The sequence below is a fragment of the Pedococcus soli genome, from assembly GCF_054782575.1.
This window is the reverse complement of record NZ_BAAGSF010000006.1, coordinates 866,801-889,310: the sequence shown is the minus strand read 5'-3', so window position 1 is coordinate 889,310 and position 22,510 is coordinate 866,801. Positions and strand designations below refer to the sequence as shown.

Genomic DNA, 22,510 nt, shown 5'->3' with positions numbered 1-22,510 from the left:
AGGCTCGCTGTCCGTGCCTTCCCCCCGTCCGGCGTCGCTGCACGCCACCCCGATCTCTGCCGTGGCCGCCCTCGTCGGGGGCACCGTCAGCGGTGAGGACGTCGTCGTGACGGGGGTCACCCTCGCCTCCCAGGACGTCGTGCCCGGCGACCTCTACGCCGCCCTCCCCGGTGCCAACGCCCACGGTGCCCGGTATGCCGCCGGGGCGCTGGAGGCCGGGGCCGTCGCCGTCCTGACGGACGCGGCGGGGGTCGCGGTGCTCGCGGCCGACGGGCTGGACGTCCCGACCGTCGTCGTCGAAGGACCCCGCAGCGTCGTCGGCGCCGTCGCCCGGACGCTCTACGGCACGGCGGACCTCGGGTTGCGGCTCTACGGCGTGACCGGCACCAACGGCAAGACGACCACCGCCTACCTGATGGACTCCGCACTCACCGCCCTGGGCCAGACCACCGGACTGATCGGCACGGTCGAGACCCGCATCGGTGAGGAGCGGCTGCGCAGCATGAGGACGACCCCCGAGGCCACCGTCCTGCACGCCCTGCTGGCGGTGATGCGGGAGCGGTCGGTCGACTCCTGCGTGATGGAGGTGTCGAGCCACGCCCTGACCCAGCACCGGGTCGACGGCGTCGTCTACGACGTGGCGTTGTTCACCAACCTCTCGCAGGACCACCTCGACTTCCACCCGACGATGCGGGACTACTTCCTCGCCAAGGCCTCGCTGTTCACCCCGGAACGGGCACGGCGCGGGATCGTCTGCGTGGACGACGAGTGGGGACGCGAGCTCGCGACGATATCCACCGTGCCCGTCACGACGATGACCTCGTTGCCGGACGTCGACGCCGACTGGCACCTCGTGACGGCCGCCGACACCACGTCCGGGCACGACCCGGCGGACTTCACGTTGTCGGACGGCACCACCACCCTGCGGCTGCGCTCGGCCCTGCCGGGGGACTTCAACCGGGTCAACACCGCGATGGCCGCCCTCGCCCTGCTCGACTCGGGGTCGGCGGCGGAGGAGGTCGAGCGCGCCCTGCGCAGCGACCCGCACGTGCCCGGCCGGATGGAGAAGGTGTCGCTGCCCGAGGGCACGGGGGGTGCCGGGGCCGCCGACGACCCGTCGCTGCCGCTGGTCGTCGTGGACTACGCCCACACCCCCGACGCGGTCGCCGCGGCGCTCAAGGCCCTGCGGCCGCAGACCTTCGGTGCCCTCGTCGTCGTCCTCGGCGCCGGTGGCGACCGCGACCGCGGCAAGCGCGCCGCCATGGGGCGGGCAGCGGCCCTCGGTGCCGACGTGGTCGTGGTCACGGACGACAACCCGCGCTCCGAGGACCCTGCGGTGATCCGCGCCGCCGTGCTCGCCGGCGCGCGTGAGGCCGCCTCGGCCGGCGGCACCGACGACCTGCACGACGTCGACGGACGGGCCGCTGCCATCGAGCAGGCCGTCCGGGCCGCGCACGACCGGGGGCCCGGCAGCGTGGTCGCCGTCGTGGGCAAGGGCCACGAGACCGGCCAGGACGTCGCCGGCACCATCCACCCGTTCGACGACCGCGAAGAGGTGGCCCGCGCCCTGCGCGCCGTCGCCACCGGCACGAGAGGTACGCAGTGATCCCGTTGTCCCTGGCGGAGATCGCCACCATCACCGGTGGACGGCTCCACGGCATACCGGAGGACGAGGCGGCGCGCCTCGTCGTCGACGGCCCCGTCGTCACCGACTCCCGGGAAGCGGGAGCCGGTGGCCTCTACATCGCCCGCGTCGGCGAGCAGATGGACGGCCACCAGTTCGTCGGCCCGGCAGCGGCGCTCGGCGCCGTCGCCGCCATGACCACCCGCGAGGTGGACGAGCTCCCGTGCGTCGTCGTCGGCGACATCCAGGCGGGGTTGGCCTCCCTGGCCCGCGCCGTCGTCGACCGCCACCCCGACCTCACCGTCATCGGCATCACGGGGTCGTCCGGCAAGACGTCGACCAAGGACCTCCTGGCGAGCGTCCTGTCGTCCGTGGCGCCGACCGTCGCCCCGGTGGGTTCGCTCAACTCCGAGGTCGGTGTCCCGCTCACGGTCTTCCGCGTCACAGCGCAGACCCGCTACCTCGTCGTGGAGATGGGCGCCCGGGGGATCGGGCACATCGAGTACCTCACGACGATCGCCCCGCCCCGGATCGGGATCGAGCTCAACGTCGGCACCGCCCACGTGGGGGAGTTCGGCTCCCGTGAGGCGATCGCCGTGGCCAAGGCCGAGCTGGTCGCCGCCCTGCCCGACGACGGGCTCGCGGTGCTCAACGCCGACGACGCGGTCGTCCGCGCGATGGCCGGCCGGACCGCTGCCCGGGTGCAGCTCGTCGGGACCGCCCCGGACGCCACGGTCCGCGCCGAGGACATCGTGCTCGACGCCTCCGGTCGACCCACCTTCCGACTGCTCACGCCCGCCGGCGAGGCACCGGTGACGTTGCCGCTGCACGGCGAGCACCATGTCGGCAACGCCCTGGCCGTCGTCGCCGCCGCGCTCGAGTGCGGGCTGCCCCTGGAGTCGGTCGTCGAGGCACTGGCCTCCGCCACCCCGGCCTCGCGCTGGCGGATGGAGGTCGTCGAACGACCCGACGGCGTCACGGTGGTCAACGACGCGTACAACGCCAACCCCGACTCGATGCGCGCGGCCCTCAAGGCGCTCGCCGCGATGGGCCGGGACGCGCAGGGCCGCGAGCGTCGCACCTGGGCCGTGCTCGGCTCGATGCTCGAGCTGGGGGAGGAGTCCACCACCGAGCACGACGCCATCGGCCGGCTCGCCGTGCGGCTCAACATCTCCCGGCTCGTCGTCGTCGGCGACGTCGCCCGGCCGATGGCCAGCGGCGCGCAGCACGAGGGGTCGTGGGGCGAGGAGGCGGTCTGGGTGCCCGACGCCGACGCGGCGTACGACCTGCTCGTCGAGAATTGTCGCCCCGGTGACGTCGTGTTGTTCAAGTCGAGCCGTGACGCCGGACTACGGTGGCTCGGAGACAAGGTGGCCGCCCTCGGCGCCCCCGAGGCCGGCCCGCAGGGTGCCCAGACCAGCGAGGAGGACGCGACGTGAAGGCGGTCCTGATCGCTGCCGTCGTCTCCCTCGTGGGCGCCCTGTTCGGCACGCCGATGTTCATCAAGTACCTGGTCAAGCAGGGCTACGGCCAGTTCATCCGCGACGACGGCCCGACCTCGCACCACACCAAGCGCGGCACGCCGACCATGGGTGGCGCGGTGATCATCGGGTCGGCGATCGCGGCCTACGCGCTGGCGCACCTCGTCACGGGCACCCCGGTGACGTGGAGCGGCGTGCTGGTGCTGTTCCTCATGGCCGGCCTCGGGCTGGTCGGGTTCCTCGACGACTACATCAAGATCTCCAAGCAGCGCAGCCTCGGCCTGCGGTCGCGCGAGAAGCTCGCCGGGCAGACTCTCGTGGCGGTCGTGTTCGCGGTCCTGGCCCTGCAGTTCCCCAACAGCAAGCACCGGACGCCGGCGTCGACGTACATCTCGTTCGTGCGTGACACCCCGGTCAACCTCGCGTTCGCGGGGACCCTCGTCGGGCTGATCCTGTTCGTCATCTGGGCCAACCTGATGATCGCCGGCACGTCCAACGGCGTGAACCTCACCGACGGCCTCGACGGACTCGCCACCGGTGCGTCGGTGATGGTGTTCGCGGCATACGTCCTCATCGGCATCTGGCAGGGCAACCAGAACTGCCAGATCACGCCCGGCCTCAAGTGCTACGAGGTCCGCGACTCCCGCGACCTGGCGGTCGTCGCCGCGGCCTGCATGGGCGCCTGCTTCGGCTTCCTGTGGTGGAACGCCTCACCCGCCAAGATCTTCATGGGGGACACCGGTTCGCTGGCCCTCGGTGGCGCGCTCGCCGGCCTCGCGATCACGACCCGCACCGAGCTGCTCATCATCATCCTGGGCGGCCTGTTCGTCACGATCACGCTGTCCGTCATCATCCAGGTCGGGTCCTTCAAGATGACCGGCAAGCGCGTCTTCCGGATGGCGCCGCTGCAGCACCACTTCGAGCTGCTCGGGTGGAACGAGGTCACCATCGTCATCCGGTTCTGGATCATCGCGGGACTGTTCGTGGCCCTGGGCCTCGGACTCTTCTACGCCGAGTGGGTCGTCGGGGCGCAGTGACCCCGGCAGCACCGGCCACCTGACCACCAGACAACACCACCAGACAACACCACCAGACAACACCACCAGACGGCACCAGACAGCAGCACCAGCAGTGAGGAAGCACCAGCAGTGAGCAGCACACCGGTCGGCGGACGACTCGACGGGTTGACCAACGGCAGCGCCGACTGGAGCGGCCTGCGGGTCGTGGTCACCGGGCTCGGGGTGAGTGGCTTCGCCGCCGCGGACGCCCTGCACGAGCGGGGCGCGCACGTGGTCGCCGTCGACGGGGGAGACCCCGAGACGAACACCCGGCTGGGGGAGCGGGCGCGCATCCTCGACATCCTCGGCGTCGACGTCCGGCTCGGGCCCGAGCACGTGGCCGGTATGCCGCAGGGCCACGCCGCCGACCTCGTCGTCACCTCCCCGGGCTGGCGGCCGGACCAGCCCCTGCTCGTCGAGGCCGCGGCCGCCGGCGTGCCGGTGTGGGGCGAGGTCGAGCTGGCCTGGCGGATGCGCGCCGCCGTCGGTCCGGCGCCCTGGCTGACGATCACCGGAACCAACGGCAAGACCACCACCGTGACCATGCTGGCCGAGATGCTGCGCGCGGCCGGCCTGCGCGCCACCGCCGCCGGCAACGTCGGGACGCCGATCCTCGAGGCGGTCCTGCACCCCGAGCCCTACGACGTCATCGCGGTCGAGCTCTCGAGCTACCAGCTGCACTGGTCCGACTCCCTCGCCCCGCACGCCTCGGCCTGCCTCAACGTCGCGCCCGACCACGTCGACTGGCACGGGTCGTTCGAGGAGTACGCCGCCGCCAAGGGCAAGGTCTACGCGAACACCAAGGTCGCCTGCGTCTACAACGTCCAGGACCCCGCCACCGAGCGGCTCGTCATGGAGGCCGAGGTCCAGGAAGGGTGCCGCGCGATCGGGTTCACCCTCGGGATGCCCGCCCTCTCGATGGTCGGGGTGGTCGACGACATCCTCGCCGACCGGGCCTTCGTCGAGGAGCGCAAGACCTCCGCCGCCGAGCTCGCCACGCTCGACGACGTCCGAGGCAGTGCCGCGACGCTGGCCCCGCACAACCTCGCGAACGCGCTCGCCGCCGCGGCGCTGGCCCGTGCCTACGGCGTCCCACCCGCCGCGGTCCGTGACGGCCTGCGGGCCTTCCGTCCCGAGCCGCACCGCATCGCCGACTGCGGCGAGGTCGACGGCGTGCGGTACGTCGACGACTCCAAGGCCACGAACCCGCATGCGGCGCTGGCGTCGCTGCTGTCGTTCGAGCACGTGGTGTGGGTCGCCGGTGGTCTGCTCAAGGGCGCCGACGTCGACGAGCTCGTCCGCGAGGCGGCTCCCCGGCTGCGGGCCGTCGTCCTGCTCGGGGCGGACCGCGCGACCCTCGCCGAGGCGCTCGCCCGACACGCGCCGGATGTCCCCGTGGTCGACGTGTCGAGCACGGACACTGGTGCCATGGATGTCGTCGTCGAGCACGCCGCCGGGCTCGCCCGCAGCGGTGACGTGGTGCTCCTCGCACCCGCAGCCGCGTCGATGGACATGTTCACCGACTACGGCGCACGGGGCGACGCCTTCGCCGCCGCGGTGGCCCGCCGGGCCAGCGACGGCGCGACCGCCTCCGACGGCGCGACCGGCCGCGACGGCGCAACCGGCGGCGACGGAGCAACCGGCCGCGACGGCGCGACCGGCTCCGGCCGGACGGACCCGACCGACCCGCAGGGGGACCAGGCGTGAGCAGCGTGACCGCCGCGCCCGCCTCGAAGCCGCGGGCCCGCGGTGGTGCCTCGCGTGACGAGCCCACCAAGGTCAGCACCTGGCTCCAGCGCCTCGACTCTCCCGTGACGAGCTACTACGTCCTGCTCTCCGTGGCCGTCGTCCTCGTGGTCATCGGCCTGATCATGGTGCTGTCCGCCTCGTCGGTGAAGTCGCTGGTGCAGACCGACAACGCCACGCCCTACGTCTACTTCCGCAAGCAGCTGCAGTTCGCCGTCCTCGGCGGGATCGCCATGGCCGTCGCCGCGCACGTGCCGATCCGCACGTGGAAGGCGTTGTCGGTCCCGATCCTCGTGGGCGCGCTGTTCCTGCAGGTCCTCGTCTTCACCCCGCTCGGCGTCTCCGTCAACGGCAACCGCAACTGGCTGGGTGTCGGCCCGATCTCGCTGCAGCCCTCGGAGTTCGCGAAGGTGGGCCTCGTCCTGGTGGGCGCCGCCGTGCTGTCCGCGAAGCGTCGCTCCCTCGGCCGGCTGCGGCACGTCCTCGTGCCCTTCCTCGTGCCCGTCGCCGCCGCGACCATCGGCCTGGTCCTGCTGGGTCACGACCTCGGCACCGTGATGGTCATGGGGGGCATCGTCGCCGCCCTGCTCTTCGCCGCGGGGGTGCCGCGGCGCCTGTTCGTCTGGGGGCTCACCGCCTTCACCACGCTCGCCGTCCTCATGGTCGTGACCAGCCCCAACCGACTCGCCCGATTCGACGTGTGGCTCGGCAAGGACACCGACCCGTACGGCGCGGCCCGGCAGCCGCTGCACGGTCGGTACGCCCTCGCCGACGGCGGGTGGTGGGGCGTCGGCCTCGGCGCCTCGCGCGAGAAGTGGTCGTGGCTCCCCGAGGCGCACAACGACTTCATCTTCGCCATCCTCGGCGAGGAGCTCGGTCTCCCCGGCACCCTCGTGATGCTCGGTCTCTTCTGTGCCCTCACCCTGGTCTGCTACCGGATCGTGCTGCGCAGCAAGGACATGTTCGTGCGCATCGCGACCGCCGGGGTCATGGCGTGGATCGTCTGCCAGGCCATCATCAACATTGGAGCCGTCATCGGGCTGCTGCCCGTCATCGGTGTCCCACTCCCGCTCGTCTCCTACGGTGGTTCCTCCCTCATGACGACCATGTTCGCCCTCGGCATGCTGCTGTCGTTCGCCCGGCAGGAGCCCGGCTGCTCCGAGGCCCTGTCGGCGAAGCCGTCGGTCGTCAAGCGGTCCCTCGCGGTGCTCCCGGGGCGGCGGAATCGCTGATGACTGCTGACACCCCCACGTCGGTCCTGCTGGCCGGTGGCGGGACGGCCGGCCATGTCTCGCCGCTGCTCGCCCTCGCCGACTGCCTGCGCCGCCGCGACCCCGACATCCTCGTCACGGCCCTCGGGACCGAGACCGGGTTGGAGAGCCGGCTGGTGCCCGAGCGCGGGTACCCGCTGCTGACCGTCCCGAAGGTGCCGCTCCCGCGCCGCCCCTCCGCCGACCTGTTCCGCCTGCCCACCAGCCTGCGCACCGCGGTGGCCGCCGCCGAGCGGGCCATCGACCAGACGCAGGCCCAGGTCGTCGTGGGGTTCGGCGGGTACGTCTCCACGCCCGCGTACATCGCCGCCCGCCGCCGCGGCATACCGGTCGTCATCCACGAGCAGAACGCGCGTCCCGGCCTGGCCAACCGGCTGGGGGCACGCATCACGCGGTACGTCGCCACGACGTTCGCGAGCACCTCGCTGCCCCACGCCACCCCGATCGGCATGCCCCTGCGCCGCGAGATCAGCCAGCTCGACCGGGTCGCGTCACGCGCCGAGGGCCTCGCGCACTTCGGCCTCGAGGACCACTGGCCGACCCTGCTCGTCACGGGTGGCTCCCTGGGCGCGCAGCGGCTCAACTCCGCGTTCCAGGCCCGCGCGGGTGTCCTGCGCGGCGCCGGGGTGCAGGTCCTGCACCTCACCGGTGCGGGCAAGGAGTTCGTGCCCGAGGTCGAGGGCCCGGGTGCGCCGTACGTCACCGTCCCCTACGCCGACCGGATGGACCTCGCGTATGCCGCGGCCGACCTCGTCGTCGCGCGGGCCGGGGCCAACACCGTCTGCGAGCTCACCGCCGTGGGGTTGCCCGCGGTCTACGTCCCGCTGCCGATCGGCAACGGCGAGCAGCGGTTCAACGCCGCCGACGTCGTGGCCGCCGGGGGTGGAGTCATCGTGGACGACGCGGCCATGGGACCCGACTGGATCGACACCACCCTGTTGCCGCTGGTCGTCGACCGCGACCGACTCGACGCGATGGCTGAGGCGTCCGCGGCCTCCGGCTCGCGGGGCGCCGACGAGGCGCTGGCCGACCTCGTGGTCCGCGCCTTCCGCGAGTCCGGGAACGGTGCGGCAGGGGGCGACCGGTGAACGGCGCCAACGAGCGGTTCGACTTCACCGACGCGGTCCCTCCGCTGGAGGAGCTCGGCGCCGTGCACTTCATCGCCATCGGGGGAGCGGGCATGTCCGGGGTGGCCCGGGTGATGCTCGCCCGCGGGTGCAGGGTCTCGGGGTCGGACGCCAAGGAGTCGCCGGTCCTGGCCGCCCTGCAGGCCGAGGGCGCGACCGTGCACGTCGGCCATGCGGAGTCCCACCTCGACGGGGTCCAGACCGTCGTCATCTCCTCGGCCATCCGGGAGAACAACATCGAGCTCTCGGCGGCCCGCGCCCGGGGGCTGCGGGTCCTGCACCGTTCCCAGGCGCTGGCCAGCACCATGGCCGGCTCGCGGCGGGTCGCCGTCGCCGGCGCCAACGGCAAGACGACGACCACGTCGATGCTCACGGTCGCGCTGCAGCACTGCGGGATCGACCCGTCGTTCGCCGCCGGGGGAGAGCTGGCCAAGCACGGCACCAACGCCCACTGGGGGACCGGTGACGTCTTCGTGGCCGAGGCCGACGAGAGCGACGGTTCGTTCCTCGTCTACCGCCCCGAGGTCGGCGTCGTCACCAACGTCCAGCCGGACCACCTCGACTTCTACGGGACGTTCGAGCGCGTGCAGGAGGCGTATGCCGCGTTCGCCGCGTCCATCGAACCCGGCGGGCTGCTCGTGGCGTGCCACGACGACGAGGGCTCCCGATCGCTGGCCAAGGAGGCCCGCGCCTCCGGCGCCCGGGTGCTGACCTACGGCTTCTCGACCGACGCCGACGTCGTGCTCCGGGACGAGGTGTCCCGGGGGCTGATGAGCCGGGTCACCGTCACCGGGCCCGACGGCACGGACCGCGCCCTGCGCATCAACATCCCCGGACGGCACAACCTGCTCAACGCCGCTGCGGCCTACACCGTGGCCGTGGAGGGTCTGGCCCAGGAGCCGACCCGGGTCCTGGACGGCTTGTTCGGGTTCACGGGGACGCGTCGGCGGTTCGAGCTCAAGGGCTCGGCAGCGGGGGTGACCGTGGTCGACGACTATGCCCACAACCCCGGCAAGGTCGCCGCCGTCGTCAGCACCGCAGCCGCCCTGGTCGGTGACCGGGGGCGGCTCGTCGTGGTCTTCCAGCCACACCTCTACTCACGGACCCGGGACTTCGCGGCGGCCTTCGCGCAGGCGCTCGTGCCGGCCGACGTGGTCCTGCTCATGGAGATCTACGGAGCCCGTGAGGACCCCGTGCCCGGGGTGTCCTCGGCCCTGGTCGCCGACGCCCTCACCGCGCTCGACGCGTCGGCGGACGTCAGGGTCGTCCCGTCGTGGTCGGCCGTCGCCGACACCGTCGCCGAGCTGGTTGCCGAGGGCGACCTGGTCCTCACCGTCGGTGCCGGCGACGTCACCATGATCGGCCCGGAGATCTTGCGGGCCCTCGGACGACCGTGAGCCGGCCGTCCGACACCCCGGGGTCCGACCGGACTGCCCGGCCCGCCGGCGCACCGCGCACCGGGGGAACGTCCCGCCCGTCACAGCCCCGGTCGGGGTCGCCGCGCCCCTCGTCGCAGGACCGGGCCGGCCGGTCCGCCTCCGGGGCCAGGGCCGGCGCGGCGCCGAAGGCCTCCACCCCGAGGGCTTCTGCACCGAATGGTTCTGCTCCGAAGGCCTCCACCCCGAGGGCTTCTGCACCGAATGGTTCTGCACCGAGTGGTCCACGGCCGTCCCGCCCGACCGTCCCGACCGGCCTGGCCTCCTCGGCCGCCCGGTTCCAGCGCCGGGCTCAGGACGTCCGCCGACGCCCCCTGCGGCTGCTGCTGTGGTCCGGGGGGACCCTCGTCGTCCTCGGCCTCCTCGTCTGGCTCGTGGCCTTCAGCCCGGTCCTGGCGGTGCGCACCGTCGAGGTCGTGGGGGTGCCGGCCTCCGAGGTGGCCCCCATCCGCGCGCTCGCCCGGGTGCCCCTCGGTGAGCCCCTGGCGCGGGTCGACCAGGACCTCGTCGCCGCGCGGGTGGCCGAGCGGGCGACCGTCGCCGACGTCTCGATCGAGCGGTCCTGGCCCTCGACCCTGGTCATCCACGCGAGCCCGCGGGTGCCGTTCCTCGTGGTCAAGAACCCTCAAGGTCAACTAAAGGTTGTGGATGCAGAGGGAGTGGCCTACGCCCAGGTGACGACCGCTCCCGCCGGCGTGCCGACGGTCAACGCCGCCAGTGAGGCCGCCCTGTCGCGCGATGCCCTCGGGGCTGCCGTCAGCGTCGTCAAGGTGCTCCCGGCGAGCCTGCAGCACCGCGTCTCGAACGTCACCGTGAGCAGCGCCAACCTCGTCACCCTCAAGCTGGGGAAGACCACCGTCGTGTGGGGCGGGAACAACGACCCCGAGCGCAAGCTGGCGATCATGACGGCGCTGCTGCGGTCCGCCCCGAAGGTCATCGACGTCAGTGCGCCGGACACCCCGGTGACCCGCTGAGAGTCGGTCCCGACAGGCGCTGCGGACCGGCGCGACCGGACGTGCGAGAGTGGTACGTATGAGGCGGTTGTGACTGGTGTGGCGACTGCCCCGAGGCGCCCGGCGAGAAACCCGGAAAACGGGCGAATCCGTGCTGCGACACGCGGGCCGAATCTTTGCCTGCCACGCACCCAGCGCATAGCGTCGGCGGCACCGGAAAGTTGACATAAGTGTAACCCTCGACTTGACGTCCAGACATTTTCACCGCACTCAGGCACCGTTTTCAGGCACCGCATTCAGGAGAGGCCCACCGCCGTGGCAGCACCACAGAACTACTTGGCCGTCATCAAGGTCGTCGGCATCGGCGGGGGTGGCGTCAACGCCATCAACCGCATGATCGAGGTCGGCCTCAAGGGCGTGGAGTTCATCGCCATCAACACCGACGCCCAGGCGTTGCTGATGAGCGACGCCGACGTCAAGCTCGACGTCGGCCGTGAGCTGACCCGAGGGCTCGGCGCCGGTGCCGACCCCGAGGTCGGCAAGAAGGCCGCCGAGGACCACGCCGAGGAGATCGAGGAGGTCCTCAAGGGGGCCGACATGGTCTTCGTGACGGCGGGCGAGGGTGGCGGCACCGGTACCGGCGGCGCCCCCGTGGTCGCCAAGATCGCGCGGGGACTCGGTGCCCTGACGATCGGTGTCGTGACGCGCCCCTTCACCTTCGAGGGTCGTCGTCGCGCCAACCAGGCCGAGACCGGTATCTCGAACCTGCGCGAGGAGGTCGACACCCTCATCGTCATCCCGAACGACCGGCTGCTGTCGATCAGCGACCGCGCGGTCAGCATGCTGGACGCGTTCCGCTCGGCCGACCAGGTCCTGCTGTCCGGCGTCCAGGGCATCACCGACCTCATCACCACCCCCGGCCTGATCAACCTCGACTTCGCCGACGTCAAGTCGGTCATGCAGGGTGCCGGCTCGGCCCTCATGGGGATCGGGTCGTCCCGCGGTGACGACCGGGCCGTGCAGGCCGCCGAGCTGGCCATCTCCAGCCCGCTGCTCGAGGCGAGCATCGACGGCGCCCACGGGGTGCTGCTCTCCATCCAGGGTGGCAGCGACCTCGGCCTGTTCGAGATCAACGAGGCGGCCCGACTGGTGCAGGAGGCCGCCCACCCCGAGGCCAACATCATCTTCGGCGCCGTCATCGACGACGCCCTCGGTGACGAGGTGCGGGTCACGGTGATCGCCGCCGGCTTCGACGGCGGAGCGCCGCTGAAGCGCGACAACGACCGGGCCATCGGCCAGGTGCAGGGCACCTCGCGCCCCGCTCCGCAGGCTGCCCCGGCTCCGGCCGCACAGCCGGCCCCGGCCCAGCAGCCCCAGCCGCCCGCCCCTCAGGCGCAGCCGCAGCGCGAGCAGCCGAACCCGATGTTCCAGCCCTCCCAGCCGGCGGCGCCGGCGCAGGAGCCCGCGGTCTCCCGTGAGCCGGCGGGTCGTCCGCCCCGCACGGTGACCTTCGACGAGGGTGACGACCTGGACGTGCCGGACTTCCTCAAGTAGGACGACCGACCGTCGCGGTGCCTCGTCAGGGGCGTCGGACCCACGGGTCCGGCGCCCCTGACGCATGTCATGACCGGGACGGGGTGTCGACGCGACGGGGCGACGGCGGGGGCCTCGCCCCGGGCAGTAGGTTGGGGCCGTGTTCTTCGCGCGTGGTCGGTCCGGTCCGGTGCAATGGGCGTTCACCGATCGCGAGGGTGGCGTCAGCACGGGCGACTTCGGCTCGCTCAACCTCGGGGGGCACGTCGGTGACGACACCACGGCGGTCGAGACCAACCGGACGCGCGTGGCCGAGGCTGTCGGGGTGGATCGCCCGCGGTTGCTCTTCCTGCAGCAGTGCCACGGCAACGACGTGCTCGTCGTCGACGAACCCTGGGGACCGTCGGGGCCGCCGCCCGCGGACGGCGTGGTGACGACGACGCCGGGGCTGGCCCTGGCCGCGCTGGTCGCCGACTGCACCCCGGTGCTCCTCGCGGACCCGACCGCCGGGGTGGTCGCCGCGGTGCACGCGGGACGGCCCGGGATGACCTCGCGCATCGTCGACGTCGCGGTCGAGCGCATGCGCGACCTCGGGGCGACCGAGATCGGTGCCGTCGTCGGGCCCTCGGTGTGCGGTCGCTGCTACGAGGTGCCGCCGGACATGCGGGCCGAGGCCGCCGCCGTGGCGCCCGAGTCCGCGGCCGTGTCCTGGACGGGGACGCCGGCCATCGACGTGGCATCCGGAGTGGTCGCCCAGCTGCATGCGAAAGGCGTTGCTGTGCAATGGATCCCGGGCTGCGCTCGTGAGAACGAATCGCTGTACTCCTACCGCCGGGACGGCCGCACCGGCCGCTTCGCCGGCGTCGTCGTGCTGGACCGCGCATGAGTGACCAGCGCCGCGACGAGCTCGCCGCCAACCTGGAGGTCGTGCGCACCCGGATCCACCGCGCCTGTGCGGACGCGGGCCGCGACCCGGGCGAGGTCACGCTCATCGCCGTGACGAAGTTCTTCCCCGCGAGCGACGTCGACCTGCTCGCCGACCTCGGCATCACGGCGATCGGGGAGAACCGCGACCAGGAGGTCTCCGCCAAGCTGACCGAGGTCACGGCGCGGGACCGCTTGGAGGTCCACTTCATCGGCCAGCTGCAGTCGAAGAAGGCCGGGTCCGTCGTGGGGTACGCCGACGTCGTCCAGTCGGTCGACCGCCCCAAGCTCGTGACGGCTCTCGACCGGGCGGCAGCGGCCGCGGGGGCCACGACCGACGTCCTGGTGCAGGTGAACCTCGACGAGGCGCCCGGGCGTGGGGGAGTCCCGCCGGAAGGGGCGCGCGGCCTCGCCGACCTCGTGGCGGGTGCCACCCACCTGCGCCTGCAGGGGGTGATGGCGGTCGCGCCGTGGGGTGCCGACCCCGATCCCGCCTTCGCCACCCTGCAGCAGGTGGCCGTCGGCATACGGGAGGAGCACCCGGGTGCCGACTGGGTGTCGGCGGGCATGAGCGGTGACCTCGAGGCCGCGATCGCGCACGGTGCGACACACCTGCGTGTCGGGAGCGCAATCCTCGGAACTCGGCAGTCACACCGGTAACTTCGGTCGCGAGCACGAACGGGGAACGCCTCGGTCGGACGAACGACTTTCTGAACCACCCGAAACTTTGATCCACTGAAGGAGCTCGTAATGGCTGGGGCGCTGCGCAAGACGATGGTGTACCTCGGGCTTGCCGAGGACGACGAGCGCTACGAGGGGTATGACGAGTACGACTACGACGAGCAGCCGGCCCGCGCCGAGGCGCCCCAGCAGCCCGAGCGTTCGGCCGCCGTCACCCCGTTGCCGCAGCGCACGCCGGTCGCCCGCGTGGTCCGCGACGTGGAGGTGGGTGCGCTGAACCGCATCACGACGATCCACCCGCGCACCTACAACGAGGCCAAGAACATCGGCGAGAGCTTCCGCGACGGGACGCCCGTCATCATGAACCTCTCCGACATGGACGACTCCGACGCCAAGCGACTCGTGGACTTCGCCGCCGGCCTGGTGTTCGGCCTGCACGGCCAGATCGAGCGGGTCACGTCCAAGGTGTTCCTGCTGTCGCCGGCGCACGTTGAGGTCTCGGCCGAGGAGGGTGTCCCGGCGCCCACCGCCCGCGGCCTGTTCAACCAGAGCTGATCCGCCCAGCCCCCGCCCAGCCGGTCATGGCAGGGTGACTCCATGCATCTGCTCGGCTTCAACATCTTCGCGGACATCATCCGCTTCGTGGTGTTCGCCTTCTACGTCGTGCTCATCGGACGCCTCGTCCTCGACTGGGTGCAGGTGTTCGCCCGCGACTGGCGCCCACGGGGCGTCCTGCTCGTCGTCGCCGAGGTCCTGTACTCGGTCACGGACCCGCCCCTGAAGGCGCTGCGCAGCGTCGTCCCGCCGCTGCAGCTCGGGAGCATCCGGTTCGACCTCGCCTTCCTCATCCTCTTCGTCCTCGTGAGCGTCCTCACCCAGATCCTGTAGGTCCCGCCGCTTCCTGCCGGACCCCGCAGATCCTCTAGGCTGGCGAGCAGCCCAGTCTCTGGGATGCTTGTCCTGCTCTGCTCCCCGCCTGTCAACAGAGGTGACTACATGACGCTCACGCCCGAGGACGTCCTCAACAAGAACTTCACTCCGACCCAGTTCCGTCGTGGTTACGACGAGCGCGAGGTCGACGACTTCCTCGACGAGGTCGTGGCCGAGATGCGCCGGGTCGTCAAGGAGTCCGACGACCTGCGCGACCAGCTCAACGAGTGCCGCCAGAGCAAGGGGATGCCGGCCGTCGCCAAGGCCGACGGCAAGGCCGAGGCGGCCAAGGCCGCCGAGGCGAAGGCAGCCCAGGAGGCCGAGGCCAAGGCCGCCCAGCAGGCGCAGGACCGGATCGCCGCGTACGAGGCCAAGGTGCAGGAGGCCGAGAAGGCCGCCGAGGCCCGCATCGCCGAGGCGAACGCCAGGGCCGAGGAGGCCGAGAAGATGGCGGCCGCGCGAGCCCAAGAGGCCGAGACCTCCGCCCAGGCGCGCATCGGCGACGCCCAGCAGCAGGTCGAGACGCACGCCGGTGACGCCGAGGCCCGTGCGCAGGAGGCAGAGCAGCGGATCGCCGAGGCCCAGCGCCAGATCGACGAGGCCCGCGCCCGCGCCGAGGAGGCCGAGGCCAGGGCCGCCGAGGCCGAGCAGCAGGCGTCCGTCGCCGCTGCCGCGCCGGCGTCCGACAACGCCGCCCCCGTCGCCGCAGCAGCGGCCGTGGGTGGCGGTGGCAGCGCAGCCGCGCTGCTCGAGATGGCCCAGCGCCTGCACGACGAGCACGTCGGCCAGGGCGAGTCGACCCGCGACCGGCTCATCTCCGAGGCACAGTCCCGCCACGACGAGCTGGTCTCCACCGGACAGGCCCAGCACGACGAGCTGGTCTCCACCGGACAGGCCAAGCACGACGAGCTCGTGTCCACCGGCCAGAACCGCCACGACGAGCTGGTCGCCGAGGCCACGTCGCGTCACGAGCAGCTCATCACCGAGGCGCGTGAGCGTTCCACCGGGATGGTCCACGAGGCGCAGCAGAAGAAGGCGCAGATCCTCGAGGAGCTCGGTCGCGAGCGGAGCCTGCTCGAGATGAAGATCGACGAGCTGCGCACGTTCGAGCGTGACTACCGCGCCCGCCTCAAGAGCTACATCGAGGAGCAGCTCGCGGACCTCGACCAGACCGGGCTCGCCCCCGAGGGTGGTCCCGAGGCCGAGGCCGAGGACGGCGCGGAGCCGTCCGCCAAGGACGAGAGCCACGACGAGGACCAGGACGGCTCGAACGAGGACCAGAACCAGGGCCAGCAGGACGACGACCGCCAGTAGCAGCACCCGCCGGGTCGGGAGCAGCCCGGCACCACCACTGGCTGCACGACCAGCAGCAGGACCGGCACCCACGACAGGCGCCCACCGCGATCGCGGTGGGCGCCTGTCGCCGTCCACCCAGAATGGTCGCTGATACAGGGTGTTTTGGCGTTGAGTCCCTGACCTCCAGCGCTTATCCTCACCGCACCTGACAGCGCTCCCACGGAGCGCCCTGCGACCGAGGGGCCCGGCTCACCATGGTTCACAAGGCACACGCCGCCACGACGACTGCGACGGGCAAGGCTTCGGCCAAGGTCGCTCCTGCGAAGAAGGCGGGATCCTCCGCCGCGAAGAAGGCCGCGCCCGCGACGAAGGCTGCCGCCGCCAAGACGGCCCCCGCGAAGAAGGCTGCACCCGCGGCAAAGAAGGCTGCGCCTGCGGCGAAGAAGGCGGCTCTCGCGAAGAAGGCTGCGCCTGCGGCGAAGAAGGCGGCTCTCGCGAAGAAGGCTGCGCCTGCGGCGAAGAAGGCGGCTCCCGCGAAGAAGGCTGCGCCTGCGGCGACAAAGGCCGCTACCGCGAAGAAGGCTGCGCCCCCGGCGACAAAGGCCGCTCCCGCGAAGAAGGCTGCGCCCCCGGCGACAAAGGCCGCACCCGTGAAGAAGGCCGCACCCGCGGCAAAGCAGGCTGCCCCCGCGACGAAGGCCACGCCGGTCAGGAAGGCGGCCGCGACCAAGGCCACCAAGGCGTCGCCGGCCTCCCTCGTCGTCCGGGACGACGAGTCGCCCTGGACCGCCAAGGAGCTGCGCGAGGTGCGTGCCGAGATCGAGGGCGACGTCGCCCACCTGCGGCAGGAGATCCGGGTGGCCGAGGCCGACCTGGTCGGTCTCATGCGCGACGCGGGTGACGGTGCGGGCGACGACCAGGCCGACGCGGGCGCCAAGACCTACGAGCGCGAGCAGGAGATCTCGCTGGCGAACAACGCCCGCGACATGCTCGACCAGAACCTGCACGCCCTCGAGCGGCTCGACAACGGGACCTACGGCATCTGCGAGTCGTGCGGCAACCCCATCGGCAAACTTCGCCTTCAGGCCGCTCCTCGTGCGACCCTATGCATGACATGCAAGACGAAGCAGGAGCGCCGCTGACCGCGGCCGACGAGTCCACCTCCACCCCCGACCCCCGCAGGGACCGCAGCGGACTGTTCCGGCTCCTGGCCGTGACCGCCGTGCTGGTCTACGTCGCCGACCAGCTCAGCAAGGTGGTCGCCCTGCGCACGCTGACCCCCGGTGAGCCGGTGGACGTCGTGGGCGAGTTCATCCGGTTCAACCTGATCCGCAACCCCGGGGCCGCGTTCTCCATCGCCAACAGCGCCACCTGGGTGCTCACACTCATCGCGTTCGGGGTGCTCGTCTTCATCATCCGGACGGCTCGTCGCATCGGCAGCCGGGGCTGGGCCTGGGCGCTCGGACTGCTGCTCGGCGGCTCGGTGGGGAACCTCACCGACCGGATGACCCGCGAGCCCGGCCCCGGCCGTGGCCACGTCGTCGACTTCATCGACTACTTCAGCCTCTTCATCGGCAACGTCGCCGACATCGCCATCGTCAGCGCCGCCGCCCTCATCGGTGTGCTGGCCCTGCGCGGCATCGGCGTGGACGGCGTGCGCGCCGGCCGCCACGAGGCGCCGCACGCCTCCCGCACCACCCCCTCCCACCACGAGAGCGGCTCCGCTGCCGGTCAGGACGACGCCCATGCCTGACGCCCGCACGCTCCACGTCCCCGACGGCCTCGAGGGCGAACGGGTCGACGCGGCCCTGGCCCGGCTGTTCGGGGTCTCCCGGACCAAGGCGGCCGACCTGGCCGCGGCCGGCGACGTCCAGCTCAACCACGCGCCGGCCGGCAAGTCCGACCGCGTCACGGCGGGCGACCTCCTCGAGGTGCTGCTGCCGACCCCGGAGGACAGCCCGAGCCTGAAGGTGATCGCCGAACCCGTCCCGGGCATGGGGATCATCCACGACGACGACGACATCGTCGTGGTCGACAAGCCCGTCGGGGTGGCCGCCCACCCCAGCGTCGGCTGGACCGGCCCGACCGTCGTCGGTGGCCTGGCCGCCGCCGGCTACCGCATCGCCACCAGCGGCGCGAGCGAGCGCCAGGGCATCGTGTCGCGCCTCGACGTGGGCACGAGCGGCCTCATGGTCGTGGCCAAGTCGGAGTACGCCTACAGCGTCCTCAAGCAGGCCTTCCGCAGCCGCACCGTCGACAAGAAGTACCACGCGCTCGTCCAGGGCCTGCCCGACCCCGTGGTCGGCACCATCGACGCCCCGATCGGCCGCCATCCCGGCCACGACTACAAGTTCGCGGTGATGGACAAGGGCAAGCCCAGCGTCACCCACTACGAGGTCATCGAGGCCTTCCGCGCGGCGTCGCTGCTCGACATCCACCTCGAGACCGGCCGGACCCACCAGATCCGCGTGCACTTCTCCGCCCTGCGCCACCCGTGTGCCGGCGACCTGACGTACGGAGCCGACCCCACCCTGGCGGCTCGCCTCGGCCTCGAGCGCCAGTGGCTGCACGCCGTGGGGCTCGGGTTCGAGCACCCCGGCACCGGCAAGCACGTCACCTTCGAGAGCCCCTACCCGGCCGACCTGCAGAGCGCGCTCGACCGCCTCTGAGGCACCCCACGAGCCGGTGCGGTGTGCCGCGGACCCGGGTCCGCGGCATACCGCACCGGTCGTCGGGCGACCGCGACGGAAACCCGCCGCGACACGGTGGGGCGACACGCCGGAGGGCAGTCGGTGGGGCGGCTTAGACTCGACCCGATGTCCTCCCAGCCCGCCGCCCCCACCGCTCGCCCCGGGTCGAAATCCGACTCGTTCGTCCACCTGCACGTGCACACCGAGTACTCCATGCTCGACGGTGCCGCCCGCATCGGTGACCTGTTCACCCGCGCCGCGGAGATGGGGATGCCGGCGCTCGCCACGACCGACCACGGCTACGTCTTCGGGGCCTACGAGTTCTGGAAGAAGGCCCAAGGCACGGGCGTGAAGCCGATCATCGGCGTCGAGGCCTACGTCACGCCGGGCACGCACCGCACCGACAAGACCCGTGTGAAGTGGGGCGACGAGTCCCAGTCGCGCGACGACGTGTCGGGCTCGGGCGCCTACACGCACATGACGCTGCTGGCCAAGAACAACAACGGCCTGCACAACCTCTTCCGCCTCGACTCCCTCGCGAGCCTGGACCAGGTCTACGCGAAGTGGCCACGCCTGGACCGCGAGCTGCTCAGCGCCCACGGGCAGGGGCTCATCGCGACGACGGGCTGCCCGTCGGGGGAGATCCAGACCCGCCTGCGCCTGGGGCAGTACCAGGAGGCCATGCAGGCGGCGAGCGACTTCCGCGACATCTTCGGTGCGGAGAACTACTTCTGCGAGCTGATGGACCACAGCCTGGACATCGAGCGACGGGTCCAGAAGGACCTGCTGCGCCTGGCCCGCGAGCTCAAGCTGCCGCTGGTGGCCACGAACGACCTGCACTACTCCAGCCCCGAGGACGCCAAGGCCCACTCGGCCCTGCTGTGCGTGCAGTCCGGCTCGACGATGATGGACCCCAACCGGTTCAAGTTCGACGCCGACGACTTCTACCTCAAGAGCCCCGAGGAGATGCGCCACACGTGGCGCGAGCTGCCGGAGGCGTGCGACAACACGCTCCTCATCGCCGAGATGTGCGACATCTCCTTCACCGAGGGGGAGGGCCGCTACATGCCGCGCTTCCCCTGCCCACCGGGGGAGAACGAGGAGAGCTGGTTCATCAAGGAGGTCCAGACGGGCCTGATGGGGCGGTTCCCCGAGGGCGTGCCGGAGTACGCCACGAGGCAGGCGGCCTTCGAGACCGAGGTCATCGTCTCCAAGGGGTATGCCGGCTACTTCCTCGTCGTCGCCGACTTCATCAACTGGGCCAAGAAGAACGGCATCCGGGTCGGTCCCGGGCGTGGCTCGGGTGCAGGCTCCATGTGCGCCTACGCCATGAAGATCACCGACCTCGACCCGATCCCGCACGGCCTGATCTTCGAGCGGTTCCTCAACCCCGAGCGTGCGTCGATGCCCGACTTCGACATCGACTTCGACGAGCGTCGACGTGGCGAGGTCATCAAGTACGTCACCGAGAAGTACGGCGCCGACCGCGTCGCGCAGATCGTCACCTACGGCACCATCAAGGCCAAGCAGGCCGTCAAGGACGCCGCGCGCGTCATGGGCCACCCGTTCGTCGTCGGCGAGCAGCTGACCAAGGCGATGCCGCCGGACGTCATGGGCAAGGGCGTGCCCCTGTCGGAGATCTACAACAAGGAGCACAAGCGCTACAACGAGGGCGGCGACTTCCGGGCACTGGTCGAGTCCGAGCCGCACTTCAAGGAGATCGTCGAGACCGCCAAGGGCCTCGAGGGCCTGAAGCGGCAGTGGGGCGTGCACGCCGCCGGCGTCATCATGTCCAGCGAGCCGCTCATCGACGTCATCCCGATCATGCGACGGCTGCAGGACGGCCAGGTCATCACCCAGTTCGACTACCCGAGCTGCGAGTCGCTCGGCCTGGTCAAGATGGACTTCCTGGGCCTGCGCAACCTGACGATCCTCGACGACGCCATCGAGAACATCAAGGCCAACCGCGACGAGGACATCGACCTCGACGCGCTGTCCAAGGACATGACCGACAAGCCGACGTACGACCTGCTCGCGCGCGGCGACACCCTCGGGGTGTTCCAGCTCGACGGCGGCGGCATGCGCACGCTGCTCAAGCTCATGCAGCCCGACAACTTCGAGGACATCTCCGCGGCCCTCGCGCTCTACCGTCCCGGTCCCATGGGCGTGAACGCGCACACCAACTTCGCGTTGCGCAAGAACGGCAAGCAGATCCTCACGCCGCTCGACCCACAGCTCGAGGGCAAGCTCCAGCAGGAGATGATCGACGCCCTCGGGCCGATCCTCGGCACGACCTACGGCCTGGTGATCTACCAGGAGCAGGTCATGGAGATCGCCCAGAAGCTCGCGGGCTACACCCTGGGCAACGCCGACCTGCTGCGTCGCGCCATGGGCAAGAAGAAGAAGGAGGTGCTCGACGCCGAGTACGTCCCCTTCTCCGAGGGCATGAAGGCCAAGGGGTTCAACGAGGCGTCGATCGCCGCCCTGTGGGGTGTCCTCGTCCCGTTCTCCGACTACGCGTTCAACAAGGCGCACACCGCCGCATACGGGCTGGTCTCCTACTGGACCGGGTACCTCAAGGCCAACTACCCGGCCGAGTACATGGCCGCCCTGCTCACCAGCGTCGGGGACGACAAGGACAAGTCGGCGCTGTACCTCGGCGAGTGCCGTCGCATGGGCATCAAGGTGCTGCCCCCGGACGTCAACGACTCCGTGGGCCGCTTCGCCGCCGTCGGCACCGACATCCGGTTCGGCCTGCAGGCCATCCGCAACGTCGGCCACAACGTCGTCGAGGGCATCATCGCCGCGCGCGAGGAGAAGGGCCGCTTCACCTCGTTCAAGGACTTCCTGTCCAAGTGCCCGGCCGTGGTCTGCAACAAGCGCACCATCGAGTCGCTCATCAAGGCGGGTGCGTTCGACGGGCTGGCCGAGTCGCGCCAGGGCCTGCTGCGCGTGCACGAGGACTATGTCGACAACTTCGTCGACATCAAGCGCCAGGAGGCGATCGGCCAGGACTCGCTGTTCGGGTCGTTCGGTAGTGACGAGGGCGGGGCCGAGTCGGTCGACTTCTCGGTGCTGCCGCCCATCCCCACCGTGGAGTGGGACAAGAAGACGCTGCTGCAGTTCGAGCGCGAGATGCTCGGCCTCTACGTCTCCGACCACCCGCTGTTCGGCATCGAGCACGTCCTGTCCTCGCACGCCGACACCTCGATCGCGAGCCTCACGGGAGAGGACGGCAAGCCCGAGGGCTCCAACGTCACCATCGCGGGCCTGATCACCGGCCTGCAGGTCAAGCGCACCAAGAAGGGTGACCTCTGGGCGATCGTCACCGTCGAGGACCTCGAGGGTGCCATCGAGTGCCTGTTCTTCCCCTCGGCCTACCTCACCGTGCAGCACGCCCTGACCCACGACGCGGTCGTCGTGGTCAAGGGCCGGGTGAACCGGCGCGACGACACCCCGTCGATCTACGCGTCCGACCTCACGCTGCCCGACATCTCGGAGGGTCCGCGCGGCCCCGTGGTCGTCACCATGGACACCAACCGGGCCACCGCGGCCAAGGTCGAGGAGCTCAAGTCGGTGCTGTCGTCGCACCCCGGCTCCACCGAGGTGCACGTGCGCCTCAGCCAGCCCGGTCGCTCCGTGCTCATGAAGCTCGAGGACGCCTACCGGGTCAACGCCACCGAGGCGCTGTTCGGCGACCTCAAGGTGATCCTCGGGCCACGCTGCCTCGTCGGCTGAGCACCCCCGTAGTGTTCTGCGC

At 71.4% G+C, this 22,510-nt stretch carries 18 protein-coding genes; all 18 read left to right on the top strand.

The window, feature by feature from the left end:
* Positions 1-13 precede the first annotated feature (13 nt).
* The 18 genes from ACYVKF_RS19470 (at position 14) to dnaE (ending at position 22,488) form a co-directional block, all read left to right on the top strand.
* Positions 14-1,606 carry a UDP-N-acetylmuramoyl-L-alanyl-D-glutamate--2,6-diaminopimelate ligase gene (locus ACYVKF_RS19470; RefSeq protein WP_460968627.1) on the top strand — a complete coding sequence of 531 codons (1,593 nt, stop codon included), beginning with the start codon at positions 14-16 and terminating at the stop codon, positions 1,604-1,606.
* A complete protein-coding gene (locus tag ACYVKF_RS19465) occupies positions 1,603-3,063 on the top strand; it encodes a UDP-N-acetylmuramoyl-tripeptide--D-alanyl-D-alanine ligase (protein WP_460968625.1) in 1,461 nt (486 codons plus the stop codon). Before ACYVKF_RS19470 ends, ACYVKF_RS19465 begins: the two co-directional genes overlap by 4 nt.
* Positions 3,060-4,142 carry a phospho-N-acetylmuramoyl-pentapeptide-transferase gene (gene mraY, locus ACYVKF_RS19460; RefSeq protein WP_056914959.1) on the top strand — a complete coding sequence of 361 codons (1,083 nt, stop codon included), beginning with the start codon at positions 3,060-3,062 and terminating at the stop codon, positions 4,140-4,142. The genes ACYVKF_RS19465 and mraY overlap by 4 nt, the downstream gene beginning before the upstream one ends.
* Positions 4,143-4,253: 111 nt before the next feature.
* Positions 4,254-5,870, top strand: coding sequence for a UDP-N-acetylmuramoyl-L-alanine--D-glutamate ligase (gene murD / locus ACYVKF_RS19455; RefSeq protein WP_460968623.1), 1,617 nt, complete (start codon positions 4,254-4,256; stop codon positions 5,868-5,870).
* Positions 5,867-7,141: a putative lipid II flippase FtsW gene (gene ftsW, locus ACYVKF_RS19450; protein WP_082552817.1), complete on the top strand. Its 1,275-nt coding sequence runs from the start codon at positions 5,867-5,869 to the stop codon at positions 7,139-7,141. Before murD ends, ftsW begins: the two co-directional genes overlap by 4 nt.
* A complete protein-coding gene (gene murG, locus ACYVKF_RS19445; protein WP_460968621.1) occupies positions 7,141-8,268 on the top strand; it encodes an undecaprenyldiphospho-muramoylpentapeptide beta-N-acetylglucosaminyltransferase in 1,128 nt (375 codons plus the stop codon). The genes ftsW and murG overlap by 1 nt, the downstream gene beginning before the upstream one ends.
* A complete protein-coding gene (murC, locus tag ACYVKF_RS19440; RefSeq protein ID WP_460968619.1) occupies positions 8,265-9,704 on the top strand; it encodes a UDP-N-acetylmuramate--L-alanine ligase in 1,440 nt (479 codons plus the stop codon). Before murG ends, murC begins: the two co-directional genes overlap by 4 nt.
* Before the next feature lie 413 nt (positions 9,705-10,117).
* Positions 10,118-10,717 (top strand): cell division protein FtsQ/DivIB, encoded by a 600-nt coding sequence (locus ACYVKF_RS19435; protein WP_460968617.1) that lies wholly within the window; start codon positions 10,118-10,120, stop codon positions 10,715-10,717.
* Between the two features lie 294 nt (positions 10,718-11,011).
* Positions 11,012-12,250: a cell division protein FtsZ gene (gene ftsZ / locus ACYVKF_RS19430; protein WP_460968615.1), complete on the top strand. Its 1,239-nt coding sequence runs from the start codon at positions 11,012-11,014 to the stop codon at positions 12,248-12,250.
* A 139-nt stretch (positions 12,251-12,389) separates the two neighbouring features.
* The gene (gene pgeF, locus ACYVKF_RS19425) at positions 12,390-13,115 is read left to right on the top strand and encodes a peptidoglycan editing factor PgeF (RefSeq protein WP_460968613.1); all 726 of its coding nucleotides are present in this window, start codon (positions 12,390-12,392) and stop codon (positions 13,113-13,115) included.
* Positions 13,112-13,813, top strand: coding sequence for a YggS family pyridoxal phosphate-dependent enzyme (locus ACYVKF_RS19420; RefSeq protein ID WP_460968612.1), 702 nt, complete (start codon positions 13,112-13,114; stop codon positions 13,811-13,813). Before pgeF ends, ACYVKF_RS19420 begins: the two co-directional genes overlap by 4 nt.
* Positions 13,814-13,903: 90 nt before the next feature.
* Positions 13,904-14,389 carry a cell division protein SepF gene (locus ACYVKF_RS19415; protein WP_056914952.1) on the top strand — a complete coding sequence of 162 codons (486 nt, stop codon included), beginning with the start codon at positions 13,904-13,906 and terminating at the stop codon, positions 14,387-14,389.
* Positions 14,390-14,431: 42 nt separating this feature from the next.
* Positions 14,432-14,722 (top strand): YggT family protein, encoded by a 291-nt coding sequence (locus ACYVKF_RS19410; protein WP_056914951.1) that lies wholly within the window; start codon positions 14,432-14,434, stop codon positions 14,720-14,722.
* Positions 14,723-14,830: 108 nt separating this feature from the next.
* Positions 14,831-16,078, top strand: coding sequence for a DivIVA domain-containing protein (locus ACYVKF_RS19405; RefSeq protein ID WP_460968610.1), 1,248 nt, complete (start codon positions 14,831-14,833; stop codon positions 16,076-16,078).
* A gap of 236 nt (positions 16,079-16,314) precedes the next feature.
* On the top strand, positions 16,315-17,202 hold the full coding sequence (locus tag ACYVKF_RS19400) for a TraR/DksA family transcriptional regulator (protein ID WP_460968608.1): 888 nt from the start codon (positions 16,315-16,317) through the stop codon (positions 17,200-17,202).
* The gene (lspA, locus tag ACYVKF_RS19395) at positions 17,175-17,813 is read left to right on the top strand and encodes a signal peptidase II (RefSeq protein ID WP_082552814.1); all 639 of its coding nucleotides are present in this window, start codon (positions 17,175-17,177) and stop codon (positions 17,811-17,813) included. The genes ACYVKF_RS19400 and lspA overlap by 28 nt, the downstream gene beginning before the upstream one ends.
* Positions 17,806-18,729 carry an RluA family pseudouridine synthase gene (locus tag ACYVKF_RS19390; RefSeq protein ID WP_460968606.1) on the top strand — a complete coding sequence of 308 codons (924 nt, stop codon included), beginning with the start codon at positions 17,806-17,808 and terminating at the stop codon, positions 18,727-18,729. The genes lspA and ACYVKF_RS19390 overlap by 8 nt, the downstream gene beginning before the upstream one ends.
* Before the next feature lie 147 nt (positions 18,730-18,876).
* Positions 18,877-22,488 (top strand): DNA polymerase III subunit alpha, encoded by a 3,612-nt coding sequence (dnaE, locus tag ACYVKF_RS19385; RefSeq protein WP_460968604.1) that lies wholly within the window; start codon positions 18,877-18,879, stop codon positions 22,486-22,488.
* Positions 22,489-22,510: the final 22 nt, after the last annotated feature.

Excerpts from the sequence above, each read along its gene's own strand:
- murG (WP_460968621.1), top strand. The coding sequence starts at position 7,141 with ATGACTGCTGACACCCCCACGTCGGTCCTGCTGGCCGGTGGCGGGACG.
- ACYVKF_RS19420 (WP_460968612.1), top strand. The coding sequence starts at position 13,112 with ATGAGTGACCAGCGCCGCGACGAGCTCGCCGCCAACCTGGAGGTCGTG.
- ACYVKF_RS19415 (WP_056914952.1), top strand. The coding sequence starts at position 13,904 with ATGGCTGGGGCGCTGCGCAAGACGATGGTGTACCTCGGGCTTGCCGAG.
- ACYVKF_RS19410 (WP_056914951.1), top strand. The coding sequence starts at position 14,432 with ATGCATCTGCTCGGCTTCAACATCTTCGCGGACATCATCCGCTTCGTG.
- ACYVKF_RS19405 (WP_460968610.1), top strand. The coding sequence starts at position 14,831 with ATGACGCTCACGCCCGAGGACGTCCTCAACAAGAACTTCACTCCGACC.
- ACYVKF_RS19400 (WP_460968608.1), top strand. The coding sequence starts at position 16,315 with ATGGTTCACAAGGCACACGCCGCCACGACGACTGCGACGGGCAAGGCT.
- lspA (WP_082552814.1), top strand. The coding sequence starts at position 17,175 with ATGCAAGACGAAGCAGGAGCGCCGCTGACCGCGGCCGACGAGTCCACC.
- ACYVKF_RS19390 (WP_460968606.1), top strand. The coding sequence starts at position 17,806 with ATGCCTGACGCCCGCACGCTCCACGTCCCCGACGGCCTCGAGGGCGAA.
- dnaE (WP_460968604.1), top strand. The coding sequence starts at position 18,877 with ATGTCCTCCCAGCCCGCCGCCCCCACCGCTCGCCCCGGGTCGAAATCC.